The 21169-nt window shown below is 36.3% G+C and carries 18 protein-coding genes and 1 other annotated feature; of the genes, 14 read left to right on the forward strand and 4 right to left on the reverse strand.

The genetic code is table 11. The features are described 5' to 3' along the window. From BM212_RS12570 to BM212_RS03775, 5 genes are all read left to right on the forward strand, one after another. A partial coding sequence (locus BM212_RS12570; RefSeq protein ID WP_177206296.1) for a LysM peptidoglycan-binding domain-containing protein occupies positions 1–462 on the forward strand: 462 nt, incomplete at its 5' end. A 153-nt stretch (positions 463–615) separates the two neighbouring features. After that, positions 616–839 (forward strand) — a binding site (T-box leader). A gap of 77 nt (positions 840–916) precedes the next feature. Next, a complete protein-coding gene (gene leuS / locus BM212_RS03760) occupies positions 917–3337 on the forward strand; it encodes a leucine--tRNA ligase (protein ID WP_091896374.1) in 2421 nt (806 codons plus the stop codon). 236 nt (positions 3338–3573) lie between these two features. Beyond that, positions 3574–5346 (forward strand): ABC transporter ATP-binding protein, encoded by a 1773-nt coding sequence (locus BM212_RS03765; RefSeq protein ID WP_245750925.1) that lies wholly within the window; start codon positions 3574–3576, stop codon positions 5344–5346. Between the two features lie 212 nt (positions 5347–5558). After that, positions 5559–7232, forward strand: a complete 1674-nt coding sequence (locus BM212_RS03770) for a putative polysaccharide biosynthesis protein (RefSeq protein WP_091896378.1) — start codon at positions 5559–5561, stop codon at positions 7230–7232. 49 nt (positions 7233–7281) lie between these two features. Further along, positions 7282–7998: a pseudouridine synthase gene (locus tag BM212_RS03775; protein ID WP_072695389.1), complete on the forward strand. Its 717-nt coding sequence runs from the start codon at positions 7282–7284 to the stop codon at positions 7996–7998. Positions 7999–8301: 303 nt separating this feature from the next. Here the strand turns inward: BM212_RS03775 and BM212_RS03780 are convergent, their stop codons facing one another. Both BM212_RS03780 and BM212_RS03785 read right to left on the reverse strand, forming a co-directional pair. Next, positions 8302–8559: a hypothetical protein gene (locus tag BM212_RS03780; RefSeq protein ID WP_072695387.1), complete on the reverse strand. Its 258-nt coding sequence runs from the start codon at positions 8557–8559 to the stop codon at positions 8302–8304. 57 nt (positions 8560–8616) lie between these two features. Then, positions 8617–9447, reverse strand: coding sequence for an NAD(P)H-hydrate dehydratase (locus BM212_RS03785; protein WP_072695384.1), 831 nt, complete (start codon positions 9445–9447; stop codon positions 8617–8619). Positions 9448–9632: 185 nt separating this feature from the next. Here BM212_RS03785 and pepV point away from each other — a divergent pair, with 185 nt between their 5' ends. Both pepV and BM212_RS03795 read left to right on the forward strand, forming a co-directional pair. Next, a complete protein-coding gene (gene pepV / locus BM212_RS03790; RefSeq protein WP_072695382.1) occupies positions 9633–11042 on the forward strand; it encodes a dipeptidase PepV in 1410 nt (469 codons plus the stop codon). A 111-nt stretch (positions 11043–11153) separates the two neighbouring features. Further along, complete coding sequence (locus tag BM212_RS03795; RefSeq protein WP_072695380.1) at positions 11154–11354, forward strand: hypothetical protein; 201 nt, start codon at positions 11154–11156, stop codon at positions 11352–11354. Between the two features lie 79 nt (positions 11355–11433). On the opposite strand, the gene BM212_RS03800 is transcribed toward BM212_RS03795, so the two are convergent. Next, entirely contained in the window at positions 11434–12549 is a 1116-nt protein-coding gene (locus tag BM212_RS03800; RefSeq protein WP_072695378.1) for a GerMN domain-containing protein, read from the reverse strand. Positions 12550–12576: 27 nt separating this feature from the next. Then, positions 12577–13773 (reverse strand): iron-containing alcohol dehydrogenase, encoded by a 1197-nt coding sequence (locus BM212_RS03805; protein WP_091896381.1) that lies wholly within the window; start codon positions 13771–13773, stop codon positions 12577–12579. 365 nt (positions 13774–14138) lie between these two features. On the opposite strand from BM212_RS03805, the gene gcvT reads away from it, so the two are divergent. From gcvT to BM212_RS03840, 7 genes are all read left to right on the forward strand, one after another. Continuing rightward, positions 14139–15278, forward strand: coding sequence for a glycine cleavage system aminomethyltransferase GcvT (gene gcvT / locus BM212_RS03810; protein ID WP_091896385.1), 1140 nt, complete (start codon positions 14139–14141; stop codon positions 15276–15278). 1 nt (position 15279) lies between these two features. After that, entirely contained in the window at positions 15280–15663 is a 384-nt protein-coding gene (gene gcvH, locus BM212_RS03815; protein ID WP_091896388.1) for a glycine cleavage system protein GcvH, read from the forward strand. A gap of 113 nt (positions 15664–15776) precedes the next feature. Next, positions 15777–17132 (forward strand): aminomethyl-transferring glycine dehydrogenase subunit GcvPA, encoded by a 1356-nt coding sequence (gene gcvPA / locus BM212_RS03820; RefSeq protein WP_091896391.1) that lies wholly within the window; start codon positions 15777–15779, stop codon positions 17130–17132. Position 17133: 1 nt separating this feature from the next. Further along, complete coding sequence (gcvPB, locus tag BM212_RS03825) at positions 17134–18594, forward strand: aminomethyl-transferring glycine dehydrogenase subunit GcvPB (RefSeq protein WP_091896394.1); 1461 nt, start codon at positions 17134–17136, stop codon at positions 18592–18594. Positions 18595–18643: 49 nt separating this feature from the next. Further along, the gene (locus tag BM212_RS03830) at positions 18644–19429 is read left to right on the forward strand and encodes an SDR family oxidoreductase (RefSeq protein WP_091896398.1); all 786 of its coding nucleotides are present in this window, start codon (positions 18644–18646) and stop codon (positions 19427–19429) included. A 196-nt stretch (positions 19430–19625) separates the two neighbouring features. Beyond that, entirely contained in the window at positions 19626–20705 is a 1080-nt protein-coding gene (locus BM212_RS03835; RefSeq protein ID WP_091896401.1) for an IS30 family transposase, read from the forward strand. Positions 20706–20909: 204 nt separating this feature from the next. Beyond that, positions 20910–21169, forward strand: a 260-nt coding sequence (locus tag BM212_RS03840) for a transposase (protein ID WP_177206297.1), incomplete at its 3' end; no start/stop codon positions are given.

The raw sequence follows: 21169 nt of genomic DNA on the forward strand, positions 1-21169 counted from the left end.
ATTGCGAAGAAATACAATACAACCGTTTCTTCAATCAAGTCATTGAACAATCTGAAAAGTGACCTGATATTTGTCAATCAGAAATTGGTCGTTGCTGGAAAGACTCAAAGTTCTTCAAGTAGTTCTAACACAAAAATAACTGAAGAAACATCTTCGCAAAGCGGAGAGTATAAAGTGAAGTCAGGAGATACTTTGTCAGGCTTAGCTAAAAAATATGATACTTCAGTTTCACAACTTAAAGAGTGGAACCAATTAAAAAGTGATATGATTTACGTCGGTCAAGTATTAATCGTCAATGCAGAATCAGGAAAAGAAAATTCTGATAAAGGAAGTTACCTTGTTGTCAGCGGAGATACTCTTTCTGGTATTGCCCTTAAATTCAATCTAACAGTTCAACAGTTAAAAGATAAAAATCAATTGTCATCTGATCTTATTTATATAGATCAAATACTAAGTATTTAATTTTTAAAGCTTTGACAGAATAAACAACTGTCAAAGCTTTTTTTTGATTTCAGTAATTTACGAAAACTATTGCGGCAGTGTAAGTGTTTTGGTAAGATGATTACTAATAAATGATTTTTCAATAAATAAAATTTTTAGTGACTATTTATTAAATAAAAGACTCTGAACAGGAATAGTATGTTGGCCTTTCATTAATAGAGAGCGTATGTGTGGTGAAAATACGTATGAAAGAAACAGAACTCGCCTGGAAGTCGTTTAAGTGAAATGATCTTTTGATTCTACTAACTTAAACCGTAGATCTGCGTTAAAGATTTAAGATTGTCCTTTTATCAAGGACAATGAACTTAGGTGGTACCGCGATAAATAACGCCCTATGAGCTATACAATAGTATGGTTTATAGGGTTTTTTTGATTTATGAATATTAATAAAATAGTTTTAAAAGGAGAGAACAAGATGTCATTCAATCACAAATCAATTGAAAAAAAATGGCAAGACTTCTGGTCAAGCAATCAAACATTTAAAACAACAGAAGATGATAATAAAGAAAATTTCTATGCATTAGATATGTTTCCCTATCCATCCGGACAAGGACTGCATGTTGGCCATCCAGAAGGGTACACTGCCACAGATATTATTTCCCGTATGAAACGTGCTCAGGGCTATAATGTACTTCATCCAATGGGCTGGGACGCTTTTGGTTTGCCTGCAGAGCAGTATGCCTTGGATACAGGTAATGACCCGGCAGAATTCACAGAAAAAAATATTCAGACTTTTAAGCGTCAGATCAATTCTTTGGGATTTAGTTATGACTGGGAACGAGAAATCAATACTACTGATCCCGACTATTATAAATGGACTCAGTGGATATTTATAAAGCTATATGAAAAAGGATTAGCGTATGAGGCGGAAGTACCAGTTAACTGGTGCCCGGCATTAGGAACAGTACTAGCAAATGAAGAAGTGATCGACGGGAAATCTGAACGCGGAGGACATCCTGTATATCGTAAACCAATGAAGCAGTGGATGCTTAAAATTACTGCTTACGCAGATCGTTTGCTTGAAGACTTAGAAGAGGTTGACTGGCCGGAACATATAAAAGATATGCAGAGAAACTGGATCGGAAAATCTGAAGGTGCAAATGTTATATTCTCAATTAAAGATACAGATCTAGATTTTACTGTATTCACAACTCGTCCTGATACGCTATTCGGAGCGACATATGCAGTGCTGGCACCAGAATCTGAATTGATTGATCAAATTACCTCAGAAGATCAAAAAGAAGCTGTCAAAACTTATATAAAAGAAGTAAGTGTTAAATCTGATTTGGAACGAACAGATTTAAATAAAGATAAAACAGGAGTATTCACTGGTGCATATGCAATTAATCCAATAAACGGAAAAGAAATACCGATATGGATAGCTGATTATGTGCTAGCATCTTATGGTACTGGTGCAATTATGGCAGTTCCAGCCCATGATGAACGAGATTGGGAATTTGCAAAAAAATATGATTTAGAAATTATTTCTGTACTAGAAGGTGGAGATGTAAAAGAAGCTGCTTTCACAGAAGATGGACCACACATTCATTCTGATTTTTTGGATGGGTTAAATAAAGAAGAAGCGATCAGTAAAATAATAGATTATCTCGAAGAGAAGCAGGTTGGAGAGAGAAAAACAACCTATCGATTAAGAGACTGGTTATTTGCTCGCCAAAGATATTGGGGTGAACCAATTCCAGTGATTCATTGGGAAGATGGCACAACAACTACTGTCCCAGAAGCAGATTTACCAATTGAATTGCCTAAGACAGATGAAATCAAGCCATCTGGAACAGGTGAATCACCATTAGCCGTTATAGAAGAATGGGTCAATGTAACCGATCCCCAAACTGGGAAAAAAGGTAAAAGAGATACGAATACAATGCCGCAATGGGCAGGGAGCTCTTGGTATTTCTTGAGATTTATTGATCCTGAAAATCCAGAACAAATAGCTGATTCAGAAAAACTAAAAAAATGGCTACCAGTAGATCTATATATCGGTGGAGCAGAACATGCTGTGCTTCATTTGTTATATGCTCGTTTCTGGCACAAATTTTTATACGATTTAGGTATTGTTCCAACCAAAGAGCCATTTGAACGCCTATATAACCAAGGGATGATTCTAGGTGAAAATAATGAAAAAATGTCTAAATCAAAAGGAAATGTCGTAAATCCTGACGATGTTGTGGAAGAATTTGGAGCAGATACATTGAGAGTTTATGAGATGTTCATGGGTCCGCTTGATGCTGCCATTGCTTGGAGTACAGACGGGCTTGAAGGTTCACGTAAGTTTCTGGATCGTGTCTGGAGACTGCTGATTGATGAAGAAGATCGTTTGAGAGACCGAATTACAACGATAAATAATGGAGAATTAGATATTGTATATAATCAAACGGTCAAAAAAGTTACGCAAGATTTTGTAAATCTGCAGTTTAATACAGGTATTTCCCAGCTGATGGTTTTTGTAAATGCGGCATATAAAGCAGAAGGTTTGCCAGTCGATTACATTAAAGGATTCTTGAAAATGTTAGCTCCAATCGCACCTCATGTTGGAGAAGAACTTTGGAGTCGTGTCAGCCAAACAGGTGAGAGCATCTCTTATGAACCATGGCCAACTTACGATGAAACAAAATTAGTAACAGATGAAGTGGAAGTAGTTTTCCAGGTAAATGGAAAAATTCGTGGAAAAGCGATAGCTTCAAAAAATATTTCAAAAGAAGAACTTCAACAGATGGCTATGGAAAATGAAAATATCAAAGAACATCTGGAAGGAAAAACAATTCGTAAAGTAATTGTGGTTCCCGGCAAGTTGGTCAATATTGTTGCTCCTAATTAAATAAAGCATAATACAAGGAGACATAGGACATTACGTTTTATGTCTCCTTTTAATGAAATGGTGTGTTCCGATTATTTTATACTTTTGATTATCTTTTAAATTATACTTCTCAGTCTAAAGTCTGATCATTTAAATAAACAGTGCAACCTTCCCTATTGTTTGATAAAATATTAATGCACTGTGTTTATAATATTTAAGTTAGATACAAGATCAATCTAAATAGAGGAGAAACTTACATGCAACACGATTTTATGCGTAACGAACTGATCGTACAAAAAAAATTAAACAAACATGATCTTAAAAAATTTATCAGACTGATTTGGTCAACTGATTTATCTAAATCATTACTATTTATTGGTTTAATAGGCAGTGTATTGACCACTGCCACTCAGTTAATGATCCCTTTGGTAACACAGCGATTTATAGATGGCGTAGAATTAGATTTCTTTACCCCTAAAATGATAGCTGGCATTATTGCAGTCTTTGTCATTCAAGTGTTATTAGATGCAATGTCCAATTTCATTTTACATAAAGTAGGGCACCAGGTTATTGCAGGATTAAGATCGTTTTTGTGGAAAAAAGTTACAAGATTACCAGTCAAGTTCTTTGACCAGTATGCTTCTGGAGAGGTAGTTAGTCGGATAACAAATGATACGATTATTGTTCAGAATCTGATTACTTCTTTTTTCCCGCAGTTTATTACAGGAGTCATCACGGTTATTGGTGTATTTTTTATACTGATTTTTATGGATTGGCAAATGACGCTAGTTATGCTGATAGCGATACCTCTAGTTACGATACTGGTTAAACCGCTAGGAAATAAAATTGCTTTGATTTCAAAAGAAATGCAAGATGAGACAGCCGTGTTTTCGGGCAAAATCCAACAGACAATCTCTGAAGCGAGACTGATGAAATCTTCTACAGCTGAACCGTATGAAAAAGAAAAAGGTAAGAGAGGAATCAATCGCTTATACAAGATTGGGTTAAAAGAAGCTAGATATATGTCTTTGATTGCGCCATTAATGTATACTTTAATGATGGGAATTATTGTATTAGTCATTGGATACGGAGGATATCGCGTGGCTCAAGGCGTAATGTCGACGGGGTCTCTAGTGGCCTTCTTGCTTTACTTATTTCAAGTGATTTTCCCCGCAGTTACGTTCATGAACTTTTTCATGCAGATACAAAAAGCAGCAGGAGCAACGAATAGAATTATTGATATTCTTGATGAAGAAGAAGAGCCTACAGAAGTAGGGGAAGAAGTAGATATTACTAATCTACCTCTTCATTTTGAAAATGTTTCATTTGAATATACGGAAGGTAATCCAATACTGAAAAATATTCAGTTTACTACGAATCCAGGAGAAAAAATTGCTTTTGCCGGCCCTAGTGGTGGAGGCAAAACTACTTTATTTGCATTAATCGAAAGATTTTATGAACCAAAATCTGGGCAGATCATTGCGGGTACTATTCCTGTTCAAGATATCTCTATTGCTTCTTGGAGAAGACAAATCGGTTATGTATCACAAGAAAATGCCATGATGTCGGGAACAATTAGAGAAAATTTATGTTACGGACTTCCGAAAGATACTAAGATTTCTGACGATGAACTATGGAAAGTTGCCGAGATGGCATATGCAAAAGGTTTTATTGAATCTTTTCCTGATGGTCTAGATGAAAGGATCGGAGAACGCGGCATCAAACTATCTGGAGGACAAAGACAGCGAATCAATATTGCCAGAGCCTTTTTAAGAAATCCTAAGATCTTGATGATGGATGAAGCAACTGCCAGTCTTGACAGCCAGTCAGAACGAATAGTATCACAAGCATTGAATAAATTAATGGAAGGGCGTACTACATTTGTGATTGCTCATCGATTGAGCACAATTATAGATGCAAATAAAATCTTATTTATCGACAATGGCGAGATTACTGGTATCGGAACCCACGAGGAGCTGTTGAGTACACATCCTATGTACGGCTTGTTTGCAAAACAGCAATTGAATTAAGTCAGCTTCCTTTAAAAACTGTCTAAAAACTTAAATTTTCAATAAATTGCTTTATTCTTTGTAAACGAGATTGCAACGGATACATTAAAACAGTAAAATAGAACCTAATTGGAAAAGGAGCGCGTGGCTGCTCCTTTTTCTATGTAAAAGTAAGACTATGATTTTTATAAAATAAATTATTCTCGACTTATTGAAAGAAGGTTCAATCTACAATGGATAATCAGTCCACTCCGAATACATTAAAAAAGGAAATGACTCACGATCAGCAATTGGTTAGTGGATCAGCTTGGATGACAGCAGGAAGCATGGTTTCTAGAGTTTTAGGGATTATATATATTATTCCCTGGATGGCTTGGATGGGAAGCGAGGCCAATGCTGCCAATGCTTTATTTCAAATCGGCTATACACCGTATGCTTTTTTCTTGGCACTAGCTACAGCAGGTGTACCTTCAGCTATTTCAAAGCAGATCAGTCATTATAATGCGATTGGAGAATATGAAGTCTCTAAATCAATTTATAAAAAAGGCTTGAAATTAATGGCATTTACAGGTGTTGTATCGGCGATTGCCTTATATTTACTTGCACCTCTGCTGGCAAAGACTAGTCCATCAGCAAGTGCTGATGATGCAGTAATCGTTATGAGAGCTTTGGTCCCTGCTTTGTTGATTATACCTTCACAAAGTGTGACTCGAGGATTTATTCAAGGACATAATACAATGGCTGCGCCAGCAATTTCTCAAATGATTGAACAGTTTGCACGAATTATCTTTATGTTAGCTTCTGCTTACATCATAACTCAGGTATTGTTAGGTGAAGGCGAAGGAATGGTTACGGCAGTATCGTATTCTACTTTTGCCGCCTTTGTAGGTGCAATCTTTTCGATAGCCTATCTTGCTTGGAAAATCAAAAGATTAGATACAGCATTTGATTATAGCGCCGAAGAAAGTGCTGGAAAAGTAACCGTTTCTTCCAATGCACTGTTAAAAGGGATCATCAAGACGTCAATACCCTTCATCGTTATTGCTACGGGCATTACAATCTTTCAGATGATTGATCAAATTACTTATGCTCCGATTATGGAGTGGTTGTCAACCATGAGTAAAGATGCAATTGAAGAAACCTACGGAATTACTCAAGCAAATGCACATAAACTAATTATGATATTAACTTCATTCGGTACAGCTCTATCAATTACTACAGTTCCGCTAATTAGTACATTGATGGCTAAAAGAGATATTAAAGAAGTAAGTAGACAATTTTCAAAAGGGGTTCAGCTTTTGTTTTTTGTTATGTTTCCTGCAGCAGTAGGGATGGCAGCAGTAGCTGAACCACTATACAATGTTTTCTTTAAGCCGAACGAGTTAGGAACTGCTGTTACACAAGTTTCTGCTTATATGAGTATTTTTATTGCTTTATATGCAGTCTTAGGAAATATGCTGCAGGCTGCTGGACAAACAAGACCGGCTATCAGAGCATTGATTATTGGGTTTATAGCTAAGTTGATTACCCAGCCTTTATTTGTAGGGTTTTTAGGCTTTGGTGCATATGGCATGCTCTATTCAACTATTATAGGATTCGGAATAACCTGCTGGTTAATGATGAGAATTATGCACAAAGCAACTAACTATTCTGCTAGTTTACTGTTTCGTCGATCAATGCTTATTTTTATCCTTTCATTAATTATGGGAGCTGTCACCGTTATTGCTAGAGAAGGAACAGAAATGTTTTTAAATTATGATAGTAAAATCCAAGCAGGATTGTCTTTGCCTATTCTAGCTTTTGTAGGAATAATAGTTTATGGTTATCTTGTACTGAAAACACGGTTAGCGGATCGTTTACTAGGAGCACAAGCTGCTAGAGTAAGAAATAAACTAAGAATAAAATAAACTTTTGAGTTAAATGAATAAGTTAGATACACTAGACTAGAGGTGAATTATGAGAATCGATAAGTTATTAGCTCATAGTGGGTTAGGAACCAGGAAAGAAGTTAAAAAGTTACTGAAGACTTCGATTGTTGAAATCAATGGTGAAGTCGTAAAAGATCCGAAAACGCAGGTGGATCCGGATATCGATGAAGTATTTATTGCTGGGGAACCTTTAGACTATCAAGAATTCGTTTACTTTATGCTGAACAAACCAGCAGGTGTTATCAGTGCGACTGAAGATGATATGCATGAAACAGTACTTGATTTACTTCAACCGAGTGATATTGTTCAGGATCCACATCCAGTAGGTCGCTTAGATATCGATACTGAAGGATTATTACTGTTGACTAATGACGGAACATTGACACACAGGCTGCTTTCCCCTAAGCATCACGTAGACAAAAAGTATTTTGCAGAGATAAAAGGAATTGTCACTGAAAAAGATATTACTGAATTTAAAGAAGGCATTGAATTAGATGATGAGTATCTGACAATGCCTGCAGACTTGAGAATATTATCGGTTGACGAAGAAGAAGCAACCTCTAAAATTGAAATTGTGATTCAAGAAGGGAAATTTCATCAAGTCAAAAGGATGTTCCATGCAGTAGATAAAGAAGTTCTTTATCTAAAACGACTTTCTATGGGACCTTTGACGCTAGACCCTTTGCTGGAACTCGGGGCGTACAGGGAATGTACAAAAGAAGAAATTCAACAATTGAAATCATAATATTAAATGTCGTGCTTGTTTGAAAAATCTTAATAACTTCAGCCCTTAAAAGTTAGATATTTCATTCTGACTTTTAGGGTTTTTTTGTATATTCAAAATTAAAACTACTAGTTTAAACGGATAAGCAATAAAAAGTATACTGGATATGAAAATTTTTGTTTATAGAAATAAAAAATGACTGGTTCACGTCCAAGTAAAATACCGGACATTAACCAGCCAATTCGCTGCAAAATATTAAACTCTAATTTTTAAAGATAGAAATCTAAAAGCGAGTTATTGGTTTAATTTAAAGTTTGGCAATAATTATGCACCTAGTGTAAATAAAGCAATAAATCCAGAACTTACATAGAATGCACTGATCCACATTAACCTGATGAATCTTAGCCGGTCTTTTTTGAACTTTTCCTCTGCTGGATCATGTTCCAGTCTAGGTCCTGAATTCAATCCCAGTAAAGCTAAAGCAACCATTCCTAAAAAGAATAACAATTGCTGATTAAAGTACATTAATGCAAAACCTAATGCAAAAGCACCTAAACATATTACAAATAATTTTAAATTCAACTTTCTCGACCTCTCCTGATTTCTCTAATTCAGTATAACGAAGAGTTTTTGAAAAAGCTAGTTTGAATTTGCATAGTCATTCATTGTTCTAGGAATATCATTAATAATGGCGGTTGGTAAAGTAACGTAATTTGTTTCAGCTAATGTATTGGCGATTTTACTGTGCAAGAAAACAGCGGAAAGAATACCTTTCTCATAATTTTCAAATTGACCCATGAATCCTGCAATCATCCCAGCAAGTGTATCACCCATACCGCCTGTAGCCATCGAAGGATTGCCAGGTATATTCTGCCAGACTTCATCTTCAAAATAAATTTCAGATTGTCCTTTTTTCAAAACGATAATAGCGTCTAGATCTTTTTGTTTTTGTATATTATCTTCCACATTTTCTTTGTCTGGTTCCATATTTGATAAAGTCTTCCATTCTCCTAAATGAGGAGTGAATACAAGCTGAGCTTTAGGATGCGCTAGTGACTCATTTATATAAATAGAAATAGCATCTCCATCTATTAATATGAATTGATCCTCCCTTAATTCATTTAACACTGATTTCATCACATCTTTTGCACGGTCATCTCGTCCAAGACCAGGCCCGATAACAATTCCATCCATCTTATCCACCATATTAACTAAAGTATCTAGATCGTACATATCTACAAACATAGCTTCGGGGATTCTCGAATGCAGAGCATGGACATTAATAGGAGAACTAGCAACAGTTACCAAACCCGCACCCGAGTAAACAGCTGCAGAGGCAGACATGATAATTGCGCCACCCATTTGTTCATTACCGCCAACAAACAATAATTTACCGAAATTCCCTTTATAACTATTCTTTTCTCTTTTAGGGATAGCCTGTTTTATATAACTTTCACTTATTAATTTCAAAAGATACCCTCCTTTGCTATAGATTTTACGCTTAGTTCGTTGATTATGCACATGTTTTACTTGTTCTTGAATTGGTGTTTGCTCTAAAAAATGCTAAAATAGAATATAGAAGTAAAAAAGATTGAATTCTAAAGGTATTCACTTTTTTACTAAACATGATAGATTTATTAGGAGGAAAAACAAATATGACAAATCAATCAATTGATTGGAAAGCAGAAGCAGCAAAACGAAAAGATGATTTCTTAGAGGACTTATTTACGATCCTGAAAATCGATAGTGTAAGAGATGATTCAAAAGCTACTGAAGATGCACCAGTAGGTCCTGGACCTAAAAAAGCTTTAGAAGAATTTCTTGCAATTGGGGAAAGAGACGGCTTTAAAGCTGAAAACTTTGATAATTGGGCAGGACATATTGAATATGGCGATGGCGATGAAATCATGGGTGTCCTCGCTCACGTTGATGTTGTGCCAACAGGTACTGGCTGGGAAACTGACCCTTTCGAACCAGTAATCAAAGACGGCAGATTATATGCACGTGGTTCAAGTGATGACAAAGGACCTGGTATGGCTGCATACTATGCCATCAAAATGATTAAAGAATTAGATTTACCTGTTTCTAAAAAAATTCGCTTTATCTTAGGAACTGATGAAGAGAGTGAATGGCAAGGAATCACACACTATTTAAAAACTCAACAAGAACCAGATTTTGGATTCTCTCCTGATGCAGCATTTCCGATCATTAACGGTGAAAAAGGGAATGTATCTGCAATTTTGAATTTTGGTGGAAATGCAGCAGGCGGAACACATACATTAGTTGAATTTGAATCTGGATTACGCCCAAATATGGTTCCTCAAGATGCTGTTGCGGTAATAGATTCCAATCAACCAGAAGAATTGGAAAATGGATTCCAGGACTTTCTTTCTGGTCAGCCAGTAACTGGTGATTTAGCAGTAGATGGTAACCGTGTAACAATTAGAATCGTTGGAAAAGCAGCTCATGGCAGTACACCGGCAAAAGGTGTAAACGCCGGAACATATCTAGCTAGGTTCTTGTCAGATTTCAACTTCGGTGGAGATGCAAAAGATTTTATACAAGTTGCTGCACTTTACTTGCATGAAGATCCAGCTGGAAAAAAATTAGGCGTTGCACACACTGATGGAGTGATGGGAGCTTTAACTTCAAATACCGGAATCTTCAAATTTAACGCAGATAAAGCAGGACAGCTAACAATTAACATGCGCTATCCTCAAGGTACTTCTGAAGAAATAATTGGTAAAAGCATAAAAGAAAAGCTGTCTCAATATTCTGTAGAAGTAACACTACCAGAAGGAAAAGTACCACATTATGTTCCCGGAAATGACCCATTAGTACGCACTTTATTAGATGTATATCAACGTCAGACTGGATTAGAAGCAAGTGAACAAGTTATAGGTGGTGGAACTTATGGACGTTTAATGACACGTGGAGTCGCTTATGGTGCAATGTTCCCGGATAGTGTCGATACAATGCACCAGGCAAATGAATTTATGGCAGTAGATGATCTGATAAATGCAATGGCAATTTACGCTGAAGCGATATATGAATTAGTAAAATAGACATCTCAGAATAATAAAGAGACTTTATATGGATAATTTTCTGGCATAAAGTTATTCATAAAGGTGCGCTTGGGTTCTTGATTTTTACAAAATATAAGGAGTGATTGTATAATGATGCCTTCAAAAGATAATGGATTTGTCAACTTTCTGATGCCATTTGGAATGATCTCAGGAGCTGTTATTGGAATAATCATAGGCATATTTATGAATCATCTGTTATATGGAGTAATCATAGGCGGAGGAATTGGCTATCTCTTTGGTACATTGACTTATTTCCTGAAAGTAAAAAAAGAAATGAAGAATAAAAATTAAATATAAATAGTAAAACCCCTTTCGCCTGTTAAAAGCGAAAGGGGTTTTTATATGATAAATAGTCAAAAGAGAAAATAAGTTACTCAACAACCGATTGATCAACTTGCATAGTTTGTCCTTCTTCAAGTAAAACATGACCTGAAGAATATGGTTCGGTTTCAACGGTTAAAAGAACTTCATCAGTCTGATACAGTCCACCGATAGTATTGACGATGCTTTGAAGAAGTAATGCTTCAATACCGGAACCGGCTTGCATTTCAGTAATTTCTTCTGAAAAGTCTATATGGACAATACCATCGTTACCTAAATACATATAATTGATTTCAGTATTTTCAGTTAGGGAAGGAATAGTTATATCTCCAGTATTTCCATTTAAGATTTCTGTTAATTGGATACGAGCGGGATCGTTTGTCTTCAACTCTAGTGTAGTATCCACAATAGTCAGTGCTGTAGCCATTTCATTCAATTCATAAACCGTCAATGGTATTTCTTCATCGGCATCTTCTTGAATCTCACTTAAAGTAGAAGTTACGGTCATTTCACTCTCAGGTTCAGAAATCGTCTGTACTAGACCAACTTGTGGAGCATAATACAATAAAGTAGTCGTGTCATCAATTGTACGTGTTACTTCTATTGCGTCATAATTTCCAGAAGGTGTCTCAACTGATACATCGGTATTCGTAATCTCAGAAACTGACCCAGATGGACTTTCCCAGCTGTGGCCTTCTTCTATAGGAGATTGCAGCAGAATATCGAAGTTTTCTTGTCCAGTAGTCAGCCCTGTATCTACGATATCATCTCTAAAATAAGTTTCTCCTCTTAAAAAAACTTCCCGAACTTCATTTTCAGTGTATTCATATACTTTTACCATATCAGTACCTGAAGTAGCTTGAACTAGTTGTAAGGTATCGCTATGTGTGAACTGAGGATAAATAGTGTAACTAGCACTTTCGTTTCCTTCACCTTCATACACATATTTAGTGTTAGCACTCATTGGTACCCAATCCAGCATATTTTGCGAAAGAGTAGTATCTTGCTCCTCGCTAGAAGAATCTGTATTTGACTGGTCATTACTATCAGTTTGTTCAGTATCATCTGTTGTAAGTTCTGGAGCTTCGGTATCTGCGCAAGCACCTAACAGTAACCCGGATAATGAAAGTACAGTAAGACTTTTTATAAGCGAGTGATGGCTCATGAATATTCCTCCTTTTAATATGTGGTATTAAAAATCTAATTCTAGAGCTTTTTCATAAATAGCTCTTGATACAGCTAATGTCTGATCTCCACGTTCAGAAATATGTGAATTACCATGAATATCTAATTGCTCCACAAGATAATCAATATCTTCTGATTTAACATCGATTTCTTTAAGCGTTATGGGCATGTCGATTGATCTAAGAAAAGCAGCAGTTTTTAGTATGGCTGCATCAACTTTTACTTCTTCAGATCCATCAGTAATGCCCCAGACATTTTCAGCGTATTGAACAAGCTTATCAAATTTTTGTTCTCTTCGAACCATCATAACAGCAGGTAAAATAGCTGAAAGCGTACGAGCGTGATCTGTGTGATTCAAAGCAGTAATTTCATGTCCTAATGCATGAGTAGACCAATCGCCTGGAACACCTGTAGAAAGTAGTTTGTTTAAAGCAATTGTAGCAGTCCACATAAAGTCTGCTCGAATAGAATAGTCATGTTTATCTTCTTGAATGACTTCAGGACCAATCTCAATCAACGTACGCAGTAAACTTTCAGCAAATCCATCTTGTACTCTAGCTCCACCAACTGGATAGGTTAGATATTGTTCAATTATATGAACAAATGAATCTGTAATTCCATTTGACAACTGTCTTTTTGGTAATGTATAGGTTAATTCAGGTTCTAATATAGAAAAGACCGGAAAAACAAACGGGCTTCCAAAACTTACTTTTGCTTTTTTCTCTTTAAACGTAATAACTGCTCCGCTGTTCATTTCAGATCCGGTTGCTGGAAGTGTCAAGACAGTACCTAATGGGAGAGCAGATTTGATTTCTTCTCCTGACCCGATTCCTTTTGCAAAAATATTAATAGGATCACCAGTAAATTCAGCAGCTGCGGCAATGAATTTCGAACCATCAATGACTGACCCACCGCCAACAGCGAGTATAAAATCAAACTGTTCACTTTTGATTAATTCAACAGCTCTCATACAAGTTTCATAAGTAGGATTTGCTTCAATACCACCAAATTCTCCAAACTTATGATCAGCTAGTGCTTCTCTAACACGGTCTAGTGTACCAAATCTTTGAACACTCCCACCGCCATAAGTGATAAGGATTTTTTTGTCTTGCGGAATGAGTGCAGATAAAGATTGAATCTGATTCTTCCCAAAAATGATTTTAGTCGGATTATGAAATACAAAATTTGTTACTTCTTGCTGCATATTAATAAGCCCCTTTTTATTATGTTATCTATATTGTATCATAAAAGGAGAAAATGAAGATTATAAACCAAATCGAGAAGATACAATAATATATTAATTAAAAGAGAAGTGAAACCGATGTTATGCTTTCCAATGCGAACTATAAATAGGTTTTTCGATAACATAATTCGATTATAAAGGTTTGTAACCGTGTTACTTAAAGAGAATTAAAGAAATATCTGTTTCAGAACGAATAAAAACGTGATAAAATGTATGAAATGAAAAGTGATGTTAAATTTGAAAAATTAATGTAGAATACTTTTTTAGGGTGTTTTAATTATTTTTTTATCTTGCAATACATATCTTATAGATAGCGGAGGAACCAGATGTCTGAAGAAACCGAGATGAGTTTATTAAAAACTCCTTTGTATGATTATTATAAAAGAAAAGATATTAAGTTGATTGATTTTGGCGGATGGGCACTCCCGGTTCAGTTTACTAAACTTGCAGAAGAGCATAAAGCAGTTAGGGAACAAGCGGGAATGTTTGATGTCTCCCATATGGGAGAGATTATTGTGTGTGGAGAAGGTTCAGCTGAATGGCTGAATAGACTAGTTACTAACGACGTAAAAGTAATGAAAGTAAATCAAGCTCAGTATAATACCATGACCAATGAAGCAGGCGGAACATTGGATGATTTGCTTTTATTTAAATTTTCTGCTGATCATTTTCTCGTTACACCAAATGCAGTAAACACTGAAAAGATTTATCAATGGATGGTAATGAACAAAGAAAAATCTATTAAAATAGAGAATGTTTCAAATAATTATGGTTTGATAGCTCTTCAAGGACCAAATGCGGAAAGAATACTGAAATCAATGACACAAAGGGATCTATCCAGTTTAAAGTCATACTTTTTCCTGCCTTCAGAAAAATTTGGAGATATAGAAGAAGTGATCGTTTCCAGAACAGGTTACACTGGTGAGGATGGATTTGAACTTTATGTAAAGTGGAATCAAACTCAGAAGCTGTGGGATAAAATATTAAAAGCTGGAGTCTGTCATGGATTGAAGGAATGTGGACTAGGAGCGCGAGATACATTGAGACTTGAAGCGGGAATGGCACTTTACGGACAAGAATTGACAGAAGAAATTTCTCCTTTAGAGGGTGGAGTAGGATTTGCAGTAAAAGTGGATAAAGAAAAACCATTTATCGGACAGGAATCTTTAAAAAAGCAAAAAATTGAAGGATTAAAAAGGATTTCCCGTGGATTTGAACTAGTTGAAAAAGGGATTGCAAGACATAATTATCCCGTTTTAAATCAGGAATCAGAAGTAATCGGGACAGTGACTTCGGGCACCCAATCTCCAACTCTTGGTAAAAGTATTGGTATGATGATAATCGATAAAAAATATGCTGAATTTGGTAATAAGATTTGGATACAAGTAAGAAAAAAACAAATTGAAGCTAGAATCACTAAAAAAGATTGGCTGAAAAATATAAAAAACAGGAAAGAAGGAATATAAGATGGCTGAAAAGGAAAAATTATATTTTACTAACGAACATGAATGGATAGAAGTCATAAGCGAGGATTACGTGAGAATAGGTATCTCAGATTATGCAGTCGAACAATTAGGGGATGTTGTATTTGTAGAACTTCCTGCTTTAAACGATACAATGAAAAAAGAAGAAGGATTTGCAACCGTTGAATCTGTAAAATCTTCTTCAGATATATATGGTCCTGTTGAAGGAACCATTACAAAAATTAATGATTCTCTAGAAGATGAACCTGAGAAATTAAACGATTCTCCTTTTAGTGCTGGCTGGATTGTAGAAGTCCAAGTTTCAGGTATGCTGGATACAAAAGAGTGGATGGATGCAAAAGCTTACGATGAATTTGTAAGTGAATAATTTTTATTTTATGGACTCATAAATAAGAAGCAAATCAAAGAGAATCTATGATAGAGAGTTCTCATCTTCCGGGAAGTCTCTATTATTTTATTCTTAAATCAAGGGGTGTAGTAATGACAGAACAGCATAGATACTTACCAGCGACTGAAGCTGATAGAACAGAAATGTTAAAAACGATTGGTGTCGAATCAATTAATGACTTGTTTTCTGATATTCCAGTCACAACCAGAGCAACGCATGAGAAAAAAATAGATTTGGCTGAACCTTTAAGTGAACTTGAATTAATCAAACACATGCATTCCTTATCAGAATTGAATAAAACAGCATCAAGTTCTCCATATTTTCTAGGTGCCGGTACGTATGATCATTTTGTACCTAGCGTCGTTAATCATGTCACGCTTAAATCAGAGTTTATGACAGCTTACACACCTTATCAACCAGAAGCCAGTCAAGGTGAGCTGCAGGCATTATTTGAATTTCAGACAATGATTTGTGAATTAACTGGAATGGATGTCTCCAATTCAAGTTTATATGATGGGTTTACTTCTTTAGGAGAAGCCTGCAATCTGGCAACAGCTGTCACAAAAAAACAAACGATATTGTTGTCTGATGCACTTCATCCTCAAGCAAAAGAAGTTGTCGATACTTATGCATTTGGAATGGAATATAAAATTGAAACTATTGGACTAAAACAAGAAATTACAGATCTGGATCAGTTAAAAAGTGTATTGAATGAACAAACTGCTGCAGTGGTGGTACAATATCCTAATTTCTTTGGATCAGTTGAAGACTTAAAAGAAATCAAAGAGATTCTTACTGCAAGTAATGCATTACTCATCGTGGTAGCTAATCCATTAGCTCTGGCAAAATTGGAGGCTCCAGGAAATATTGGAGCAGATATTGTTGTCGGGGATATGCAGCCTCTTGGTTTACCTATGTCTTATGGCGGACCGCATTGTGGATACTTTACAGTTAAAAGTAAATATATGCGTAAAGTACCAAGCCGGATTGTTGGAGAGACAGTGGATATTGAAGGTAAACGGGGATTTGTAATGACTCTGCAAACGAGAGAACAACATATACGTCGTGAAAAAGCTACTTCTAATATGAGTTCTAACCAGGCATTAAATGCTTTAGCTAGTTCAGTCTTCATGTCTGCATTAGGAAAAGTCGGTGTGCAGGAAATGGCACAGCAAAATATTGATAAGACACATTACTTAGCGAGTAAACTAAAAGAAGCAGGATTTGAGCTATTCAATCATTCAGCCTTTTTCAATGAATTTGTAGTGAAACTAAGTAAACCTGTCTCTCAAGTTAATAACCTCCTTTTTAAAAAAGGATTTATAGGTGGGTATGATGTCTCAGCTTTAATAAATGTTGAATATGCTATGTTACTATGTGCAACGGAAAAAAGAACGAAGGATGAAATGGATCAATTCGTAAAAGCTTTAGTAGAGGTGGTAAAATAAAATGACAACTTCCAATACAAAAATGATTTTTGAACAATCCAAATCAGGGCGTCGAGCATATAGTTTACCGGAAAATGATGTGGAAACTTTTGATCTTACTGCACAACTACCAAAACATTTATCTAGAAAAAATGCTGCTGAATTACCGGAAGTTTCTGAGCTGCAGCTGATGCGACACTATACAGCACTAGCTAATAAAAACTTTGGCATTGAAACAGGCTTTTATCCTTTAGGGTCATGTACAATGAAATATAATCCCAAGGTCAATGAAGACATAGCGCGCATGGATGGTTTTATGAATATCCATCCTTTACAAGATCCAGCTACTGTACAAGGGGCTCTGAAATTGATGTATGATTTACAGGAAGACTTGAAACAAGTTACTGGCATGGATGATATCTCTTTACAACCAGCCGCCGGGGCACAAGGAGAATGGGCAGGTTTACTGATTTTTAAAGCTTATCATGAAAAGAATGGAGAAGGTAGCCAGCGAAAAACGATTTTAGTTCCAGATTCTGCTCATGGTACCAATCCAGCTAGCGCAGCAGTAGCCGGATATAACGTAAGGGAAATCAAATCTAATGAAAATGGAACTGTGGGGGTTGAGGCTCTTAAATCAGCATTAGGACCAGATACTGCAGGATTAATGCTTACAAACCCGAATACATTAGGCTTATTTGAAGTTGATATTGTTGAAATTGCTGAGATCGTACATGAAGCAGGCGGTTTATTATATTATGATGGTGCGAATGCAAATGCTATTTTAGGCAAATCAACTCCTGGAGAAATGGGATTTGATGTCGTTCATTTAAATTTACACAAATCCTTTAGCACACCACATGGCGGAGGTGGTCCGGGATCGGGTCCAATAGGGGTCAAGAAATATCTGTCACCATTTTTACCTGTTCCAAGAATAGAAAAGCAAGAAGAAGAGTATGTTTTAAACACAGATTATGCCGATACAATAGGACGAGTAAAAGGATATTTTGGAAATTTCGGAGTCAATGTAAGAGCATATGCGTATATCAGATCAATGGGCGCAGAAGGTTTGCAGCAAGTTTCTGAAGATGCAGTACTTAATGCAAATTACTTGAAAGCCAGATTATCCAAGTATTATGATACGCCTTACAAACAGCATTGTAAGCATGAATTTGTACTGAGTGGATTACGCCAGAAACGTAAAGGTGTTAGAACCTTAGACATTGCTAAGCGTTTGTTAGACTATGGATTCTATGCTCCAACTGTTTATTTTCCATTGATTGTAGAAGAATGCATTATGATTGAACCAACTGAAACCGAAGCGAAAGAGACATTAGATGAATTTGCGGATGCTATGATCAAAATCGCAGAAGAAGTGGAAGAACAGCCAGAATTATTGCACGAAGCTCCATTGACCAAATCAGTTAGAAGACTAGATGAAGTGGTTGCCGCCCGAAAACCCAAAGTAATTTACCAGAAGTGACCATTAGTCTATAATTAAAGTAATATCAATCATAAAAGGAGACAGGATAATGGATTTAAAATTGACAGGCAAAACAGCTATCGTACTAGCTTCTAGCTCGGGACTAGGAAAAGCAATCGCAGCTGAATTGGCTAAAGAAGGTGCTAATGTGATGCTGACGAGTAGAAGTAAGGACAAATTAGAAACAGCCCAAAAAGAAATCCGGAAAACTGCTGCTGGAAAAGTTGAATATACTGTTGCTGATATTACAGATGCTGATAGCATCAAAAACCTTGTAGATATTACCAGATCAACGTTTGGTCCGATTTCTATACTAGTTAATAACGCCGGTGGACCACCAGCTGGAACTTTTGAAGATTTTGATGATACCGATTGGCAAAAAGCTTTTGATCTTACTCTCATGAGTTTTATACGCACTATAAGAGAAGTTCTACCAGATTTAAAAGTAAATGGCGGACATATCTTAAATAATGCTTCATCATCAATCAAACAACCAATTGATGGTTTGACTCTTTCGAATGTTTTTCGAATGGGTATTTCAGGGTTATCAAAAAGTTTATCTCAGGAATTAGCGCCGCATAGAATTTTAGTGAATACAATAGGAGCTGGTAGAATCGAAACTGAACGCTTGCTTCAGTTAGATTCTTCTAAGGCTGAAAAACAAGGAAAAACTCAACAAGAAGTAACTGAAGGCATGTTACAAAATATACCATTTGGCAGATATGGTAAACCTGAAGAATTTGCTAAGGTAGCTACTTTTTTAGTGTCAGGGGCTAACACTTATTTAACAGGACAAAGTTTATTAGTTGATGGTGGAATGGTTAAAGCGTTCTAGGTTTTAAAAAGTTGATTAAAATATAAGTTCATAGTATTTTCGGGTATTTATTATTATAATAATGCCCGATTTTTTATTTTTTACGAGAGTGGTGGATTATATAATGAAGTTAGCCACCGCTAACTAAAAAACGCCATGTGAATTTCATGTTATATTGAAGTTACCACTAACTCTCAATAGACAAGGATGAATTCACATGACGCAAACTAAGAATAACATAGATTCACGTAAGGGAAAACACCTTTCTTATGCGGAACGCTGCCAAATAGAGGTTCTAAAAAAAGAAGGCTATTCAAACCGACAGATTTCTGGAGTTATTGAGCGAGCTCCACAAACCATCCATAATGAAATCAAAAGAGGGACAGTTACACAATTAAAACGCCAAAATCAAAATGGCAAAGTGTATGACTATTATGACTCTGTTTATAGCGCTGACGCAGGACAATCTCACTACGATAAAGAGCGTCTGAACTCTGGTAGACGGCCCAAATGGGCCGATACAGATGCTTTTACTAACTGGGCTGATGACAAGATGATCCATGAAAAGTGGTCCCCAGATGTTGTAATTGGTTTTGCCTTAAATCAGGGATTGTTCAATCCTTCAATCATTCCTTGCACCACCACTCTTTATCAGTGGATTGATCGAGGCATCATGAAAACAACGAACTTAGACTTGCTCGAAAAGCTGTCTCGCAAAATAAAAAAACAGAATCATAAATCGAATCTTAACAAGCGCGTATTAGGAAAATCCATAGACGAGCGTCCAGAAATCATCGGAACTCGAGAAACATTCGGCCATTGGGAAATCGATACTGTTGTAGGAAACAAGGTGAAATCAGATGCCGTTTTACTGACGTTAGCCGAAAGGCAAACACGTTTTGAAGTCATCTTAAAATTGAATGGAAAAGACGCTCATTCAGTTGACCAGGCAGTTCATGTATTGCGAGAGCGTGCTGGTGAACACTTTAGCTGCCTGTTTAAAACAGTAACCTCCGACAATGGATCTGAATTCACAGGACTGCACGAAGCCTTGCAAGATGTAGTGGATGTCTATTTTAGTCATCCTTATACTTCATGGGAACGCGGGACAAGCGAGAACCAGCATAAATTGATTCGCCGTTTCCTTCCCAAAGGGAAGCCGATGACTGATGTGAACGAAGCTCAATGCTTACGAATTCAACAATGGATGAATGACTATCCTAGAAGAATCTTAGATTATCAAACACCACATGACTGTTTCGTGAAAGCATTCCAACAAGAACGTATGGCCACTTGATTCGTGAATTTTTAACAAACAGGACTCATTACAGTTCGATAGCTAGATATTAAAACGTAAAACAGAGTAACTACAAGTGGCTAACTTAAACTTGAAATTTACGTTTTTACGAGAGTGTAAAATATCTTGTGTAAATAGAAAAAAGGAAGTCCCTTCTGTAGAATAGAGTTACCACACTACATTCACAGAAAAGAGGACTTCCCTATGAACAATCTTACTACAGATATCTTACAGACTCTAGCCACAAAAGGTGATTTAAACGAATGTTTTCGTTCTCATCTAGAATTAGCCGTTAACACCCTCTTAAAAACAGAATTGACTGCCTTTTTGGATTATGAAAAATATGATCGGATCGGTTTCCATTCAGGAAACTCTCGGAATGGCACCTATGATCGTAAGGTCAAAACCGAATACGGCGAACTTCAGCTTCAGATTCCACGTGATCGGAATGGTGAATTTAAACA

The sequence above is a fragment of the Marinilactibacillus piezotolerans genome, from assembly GCF_900114235.1.
Lineage (GTDB): Bacteria > Bacillota > Bacilli > Lactobacillales > Carnobacteriaceae_A > Marinilactibacillus > Marinilactibacillus piezotolerans.

Coding starts and splice junctions, on each gene's coding strand:
- leuS (WP_091896374.1), top strand. CDS start 917: ATGTCATTCAATCACAAATCAATTGAAAAAAAATGGCAAGACTTCTGG.
- BM212_RS03765 (WP_245750925.1), top strand. CDS start 3,574: ATGCAACACGATTTTATGCGTAACGAACTGATCGTACAAAAAAAATTA.
- BM212_RS03770 (WP_091896378.1), top strand. CDS start 5,559: ATGGATAATCAGTCCACTCCGAATACATTAAAAAAGGAAATGACTCAC.
- BM212_RS03775 (WP_072695389.1), top strand. CDS start 7,282: ATGAGAATCGATAAGTTATTAGCTCATAGTGGGTTAGGAACCAGGAAA.
- pepV (WP_072695382.1), top strand. CDS start 9,633: ATGACAAATCAATCAATTGATTGGAAAGCAGAAGCAGCAAAACGAAAA.
- BM212_RS03795 (WP_072695380.1), top strand. CDS start 11,154: ATGATGCCTTCAAAAGATAATGGATTTGTCAACTTTCTGATGCCATTT.
- BM212_RS03800 (WP_072695378.1), bottom strand. CDS start 12,549: ATGAGCCATCACTCGCTTATAAAAAGTCTTACTGTACTTTCATTATCC.
- BM212_RS03805 (WP_091896381.1), bottom strand. CDS start 13,773: ATGCAGCAAGAAGTAACAAATTTTGTATTTCATAATCCGACTAAAATC.
- gcvT (WP_091896385.1), top strand. CDS start 14,139: ATGTCTGAAGAAACCGAGATGAGTTTATTAAAAACTCCTTTGTATGAT.
- gcvH (WP_091896388.1), top strand. CDS start 15,280: ATGGCTGAAAAGGAAAAATTATATTTTACTAACGAACATGAATGGATA.
- gcvPA (WP_091896391.1), top strand. CDS start 15,777: ATGACAGAACAGCATAGATACTTACCAGCGACTGAAGCTGATAGAACA.
- gcvPB (WP_091896394.1), top strand. CDS start 17,134: ATGACAACTTCCAATACAAAAATGATTTTTGAACAATCCAAATCAGGG.
- BM212_RS03830 (WP_091896398.1), top strand. CDS start 18,644: ATGGATTTAAAATTGACAGGCAAAACAGCTATCGTACTAGCTTCTAGC.
- BM212_RS03835 (WP_091896401.1), top strand. CDS start 19,626: ATGACGCAAACTAAGAATAACATAGATTCACGTAAGGGAAAACACCTT.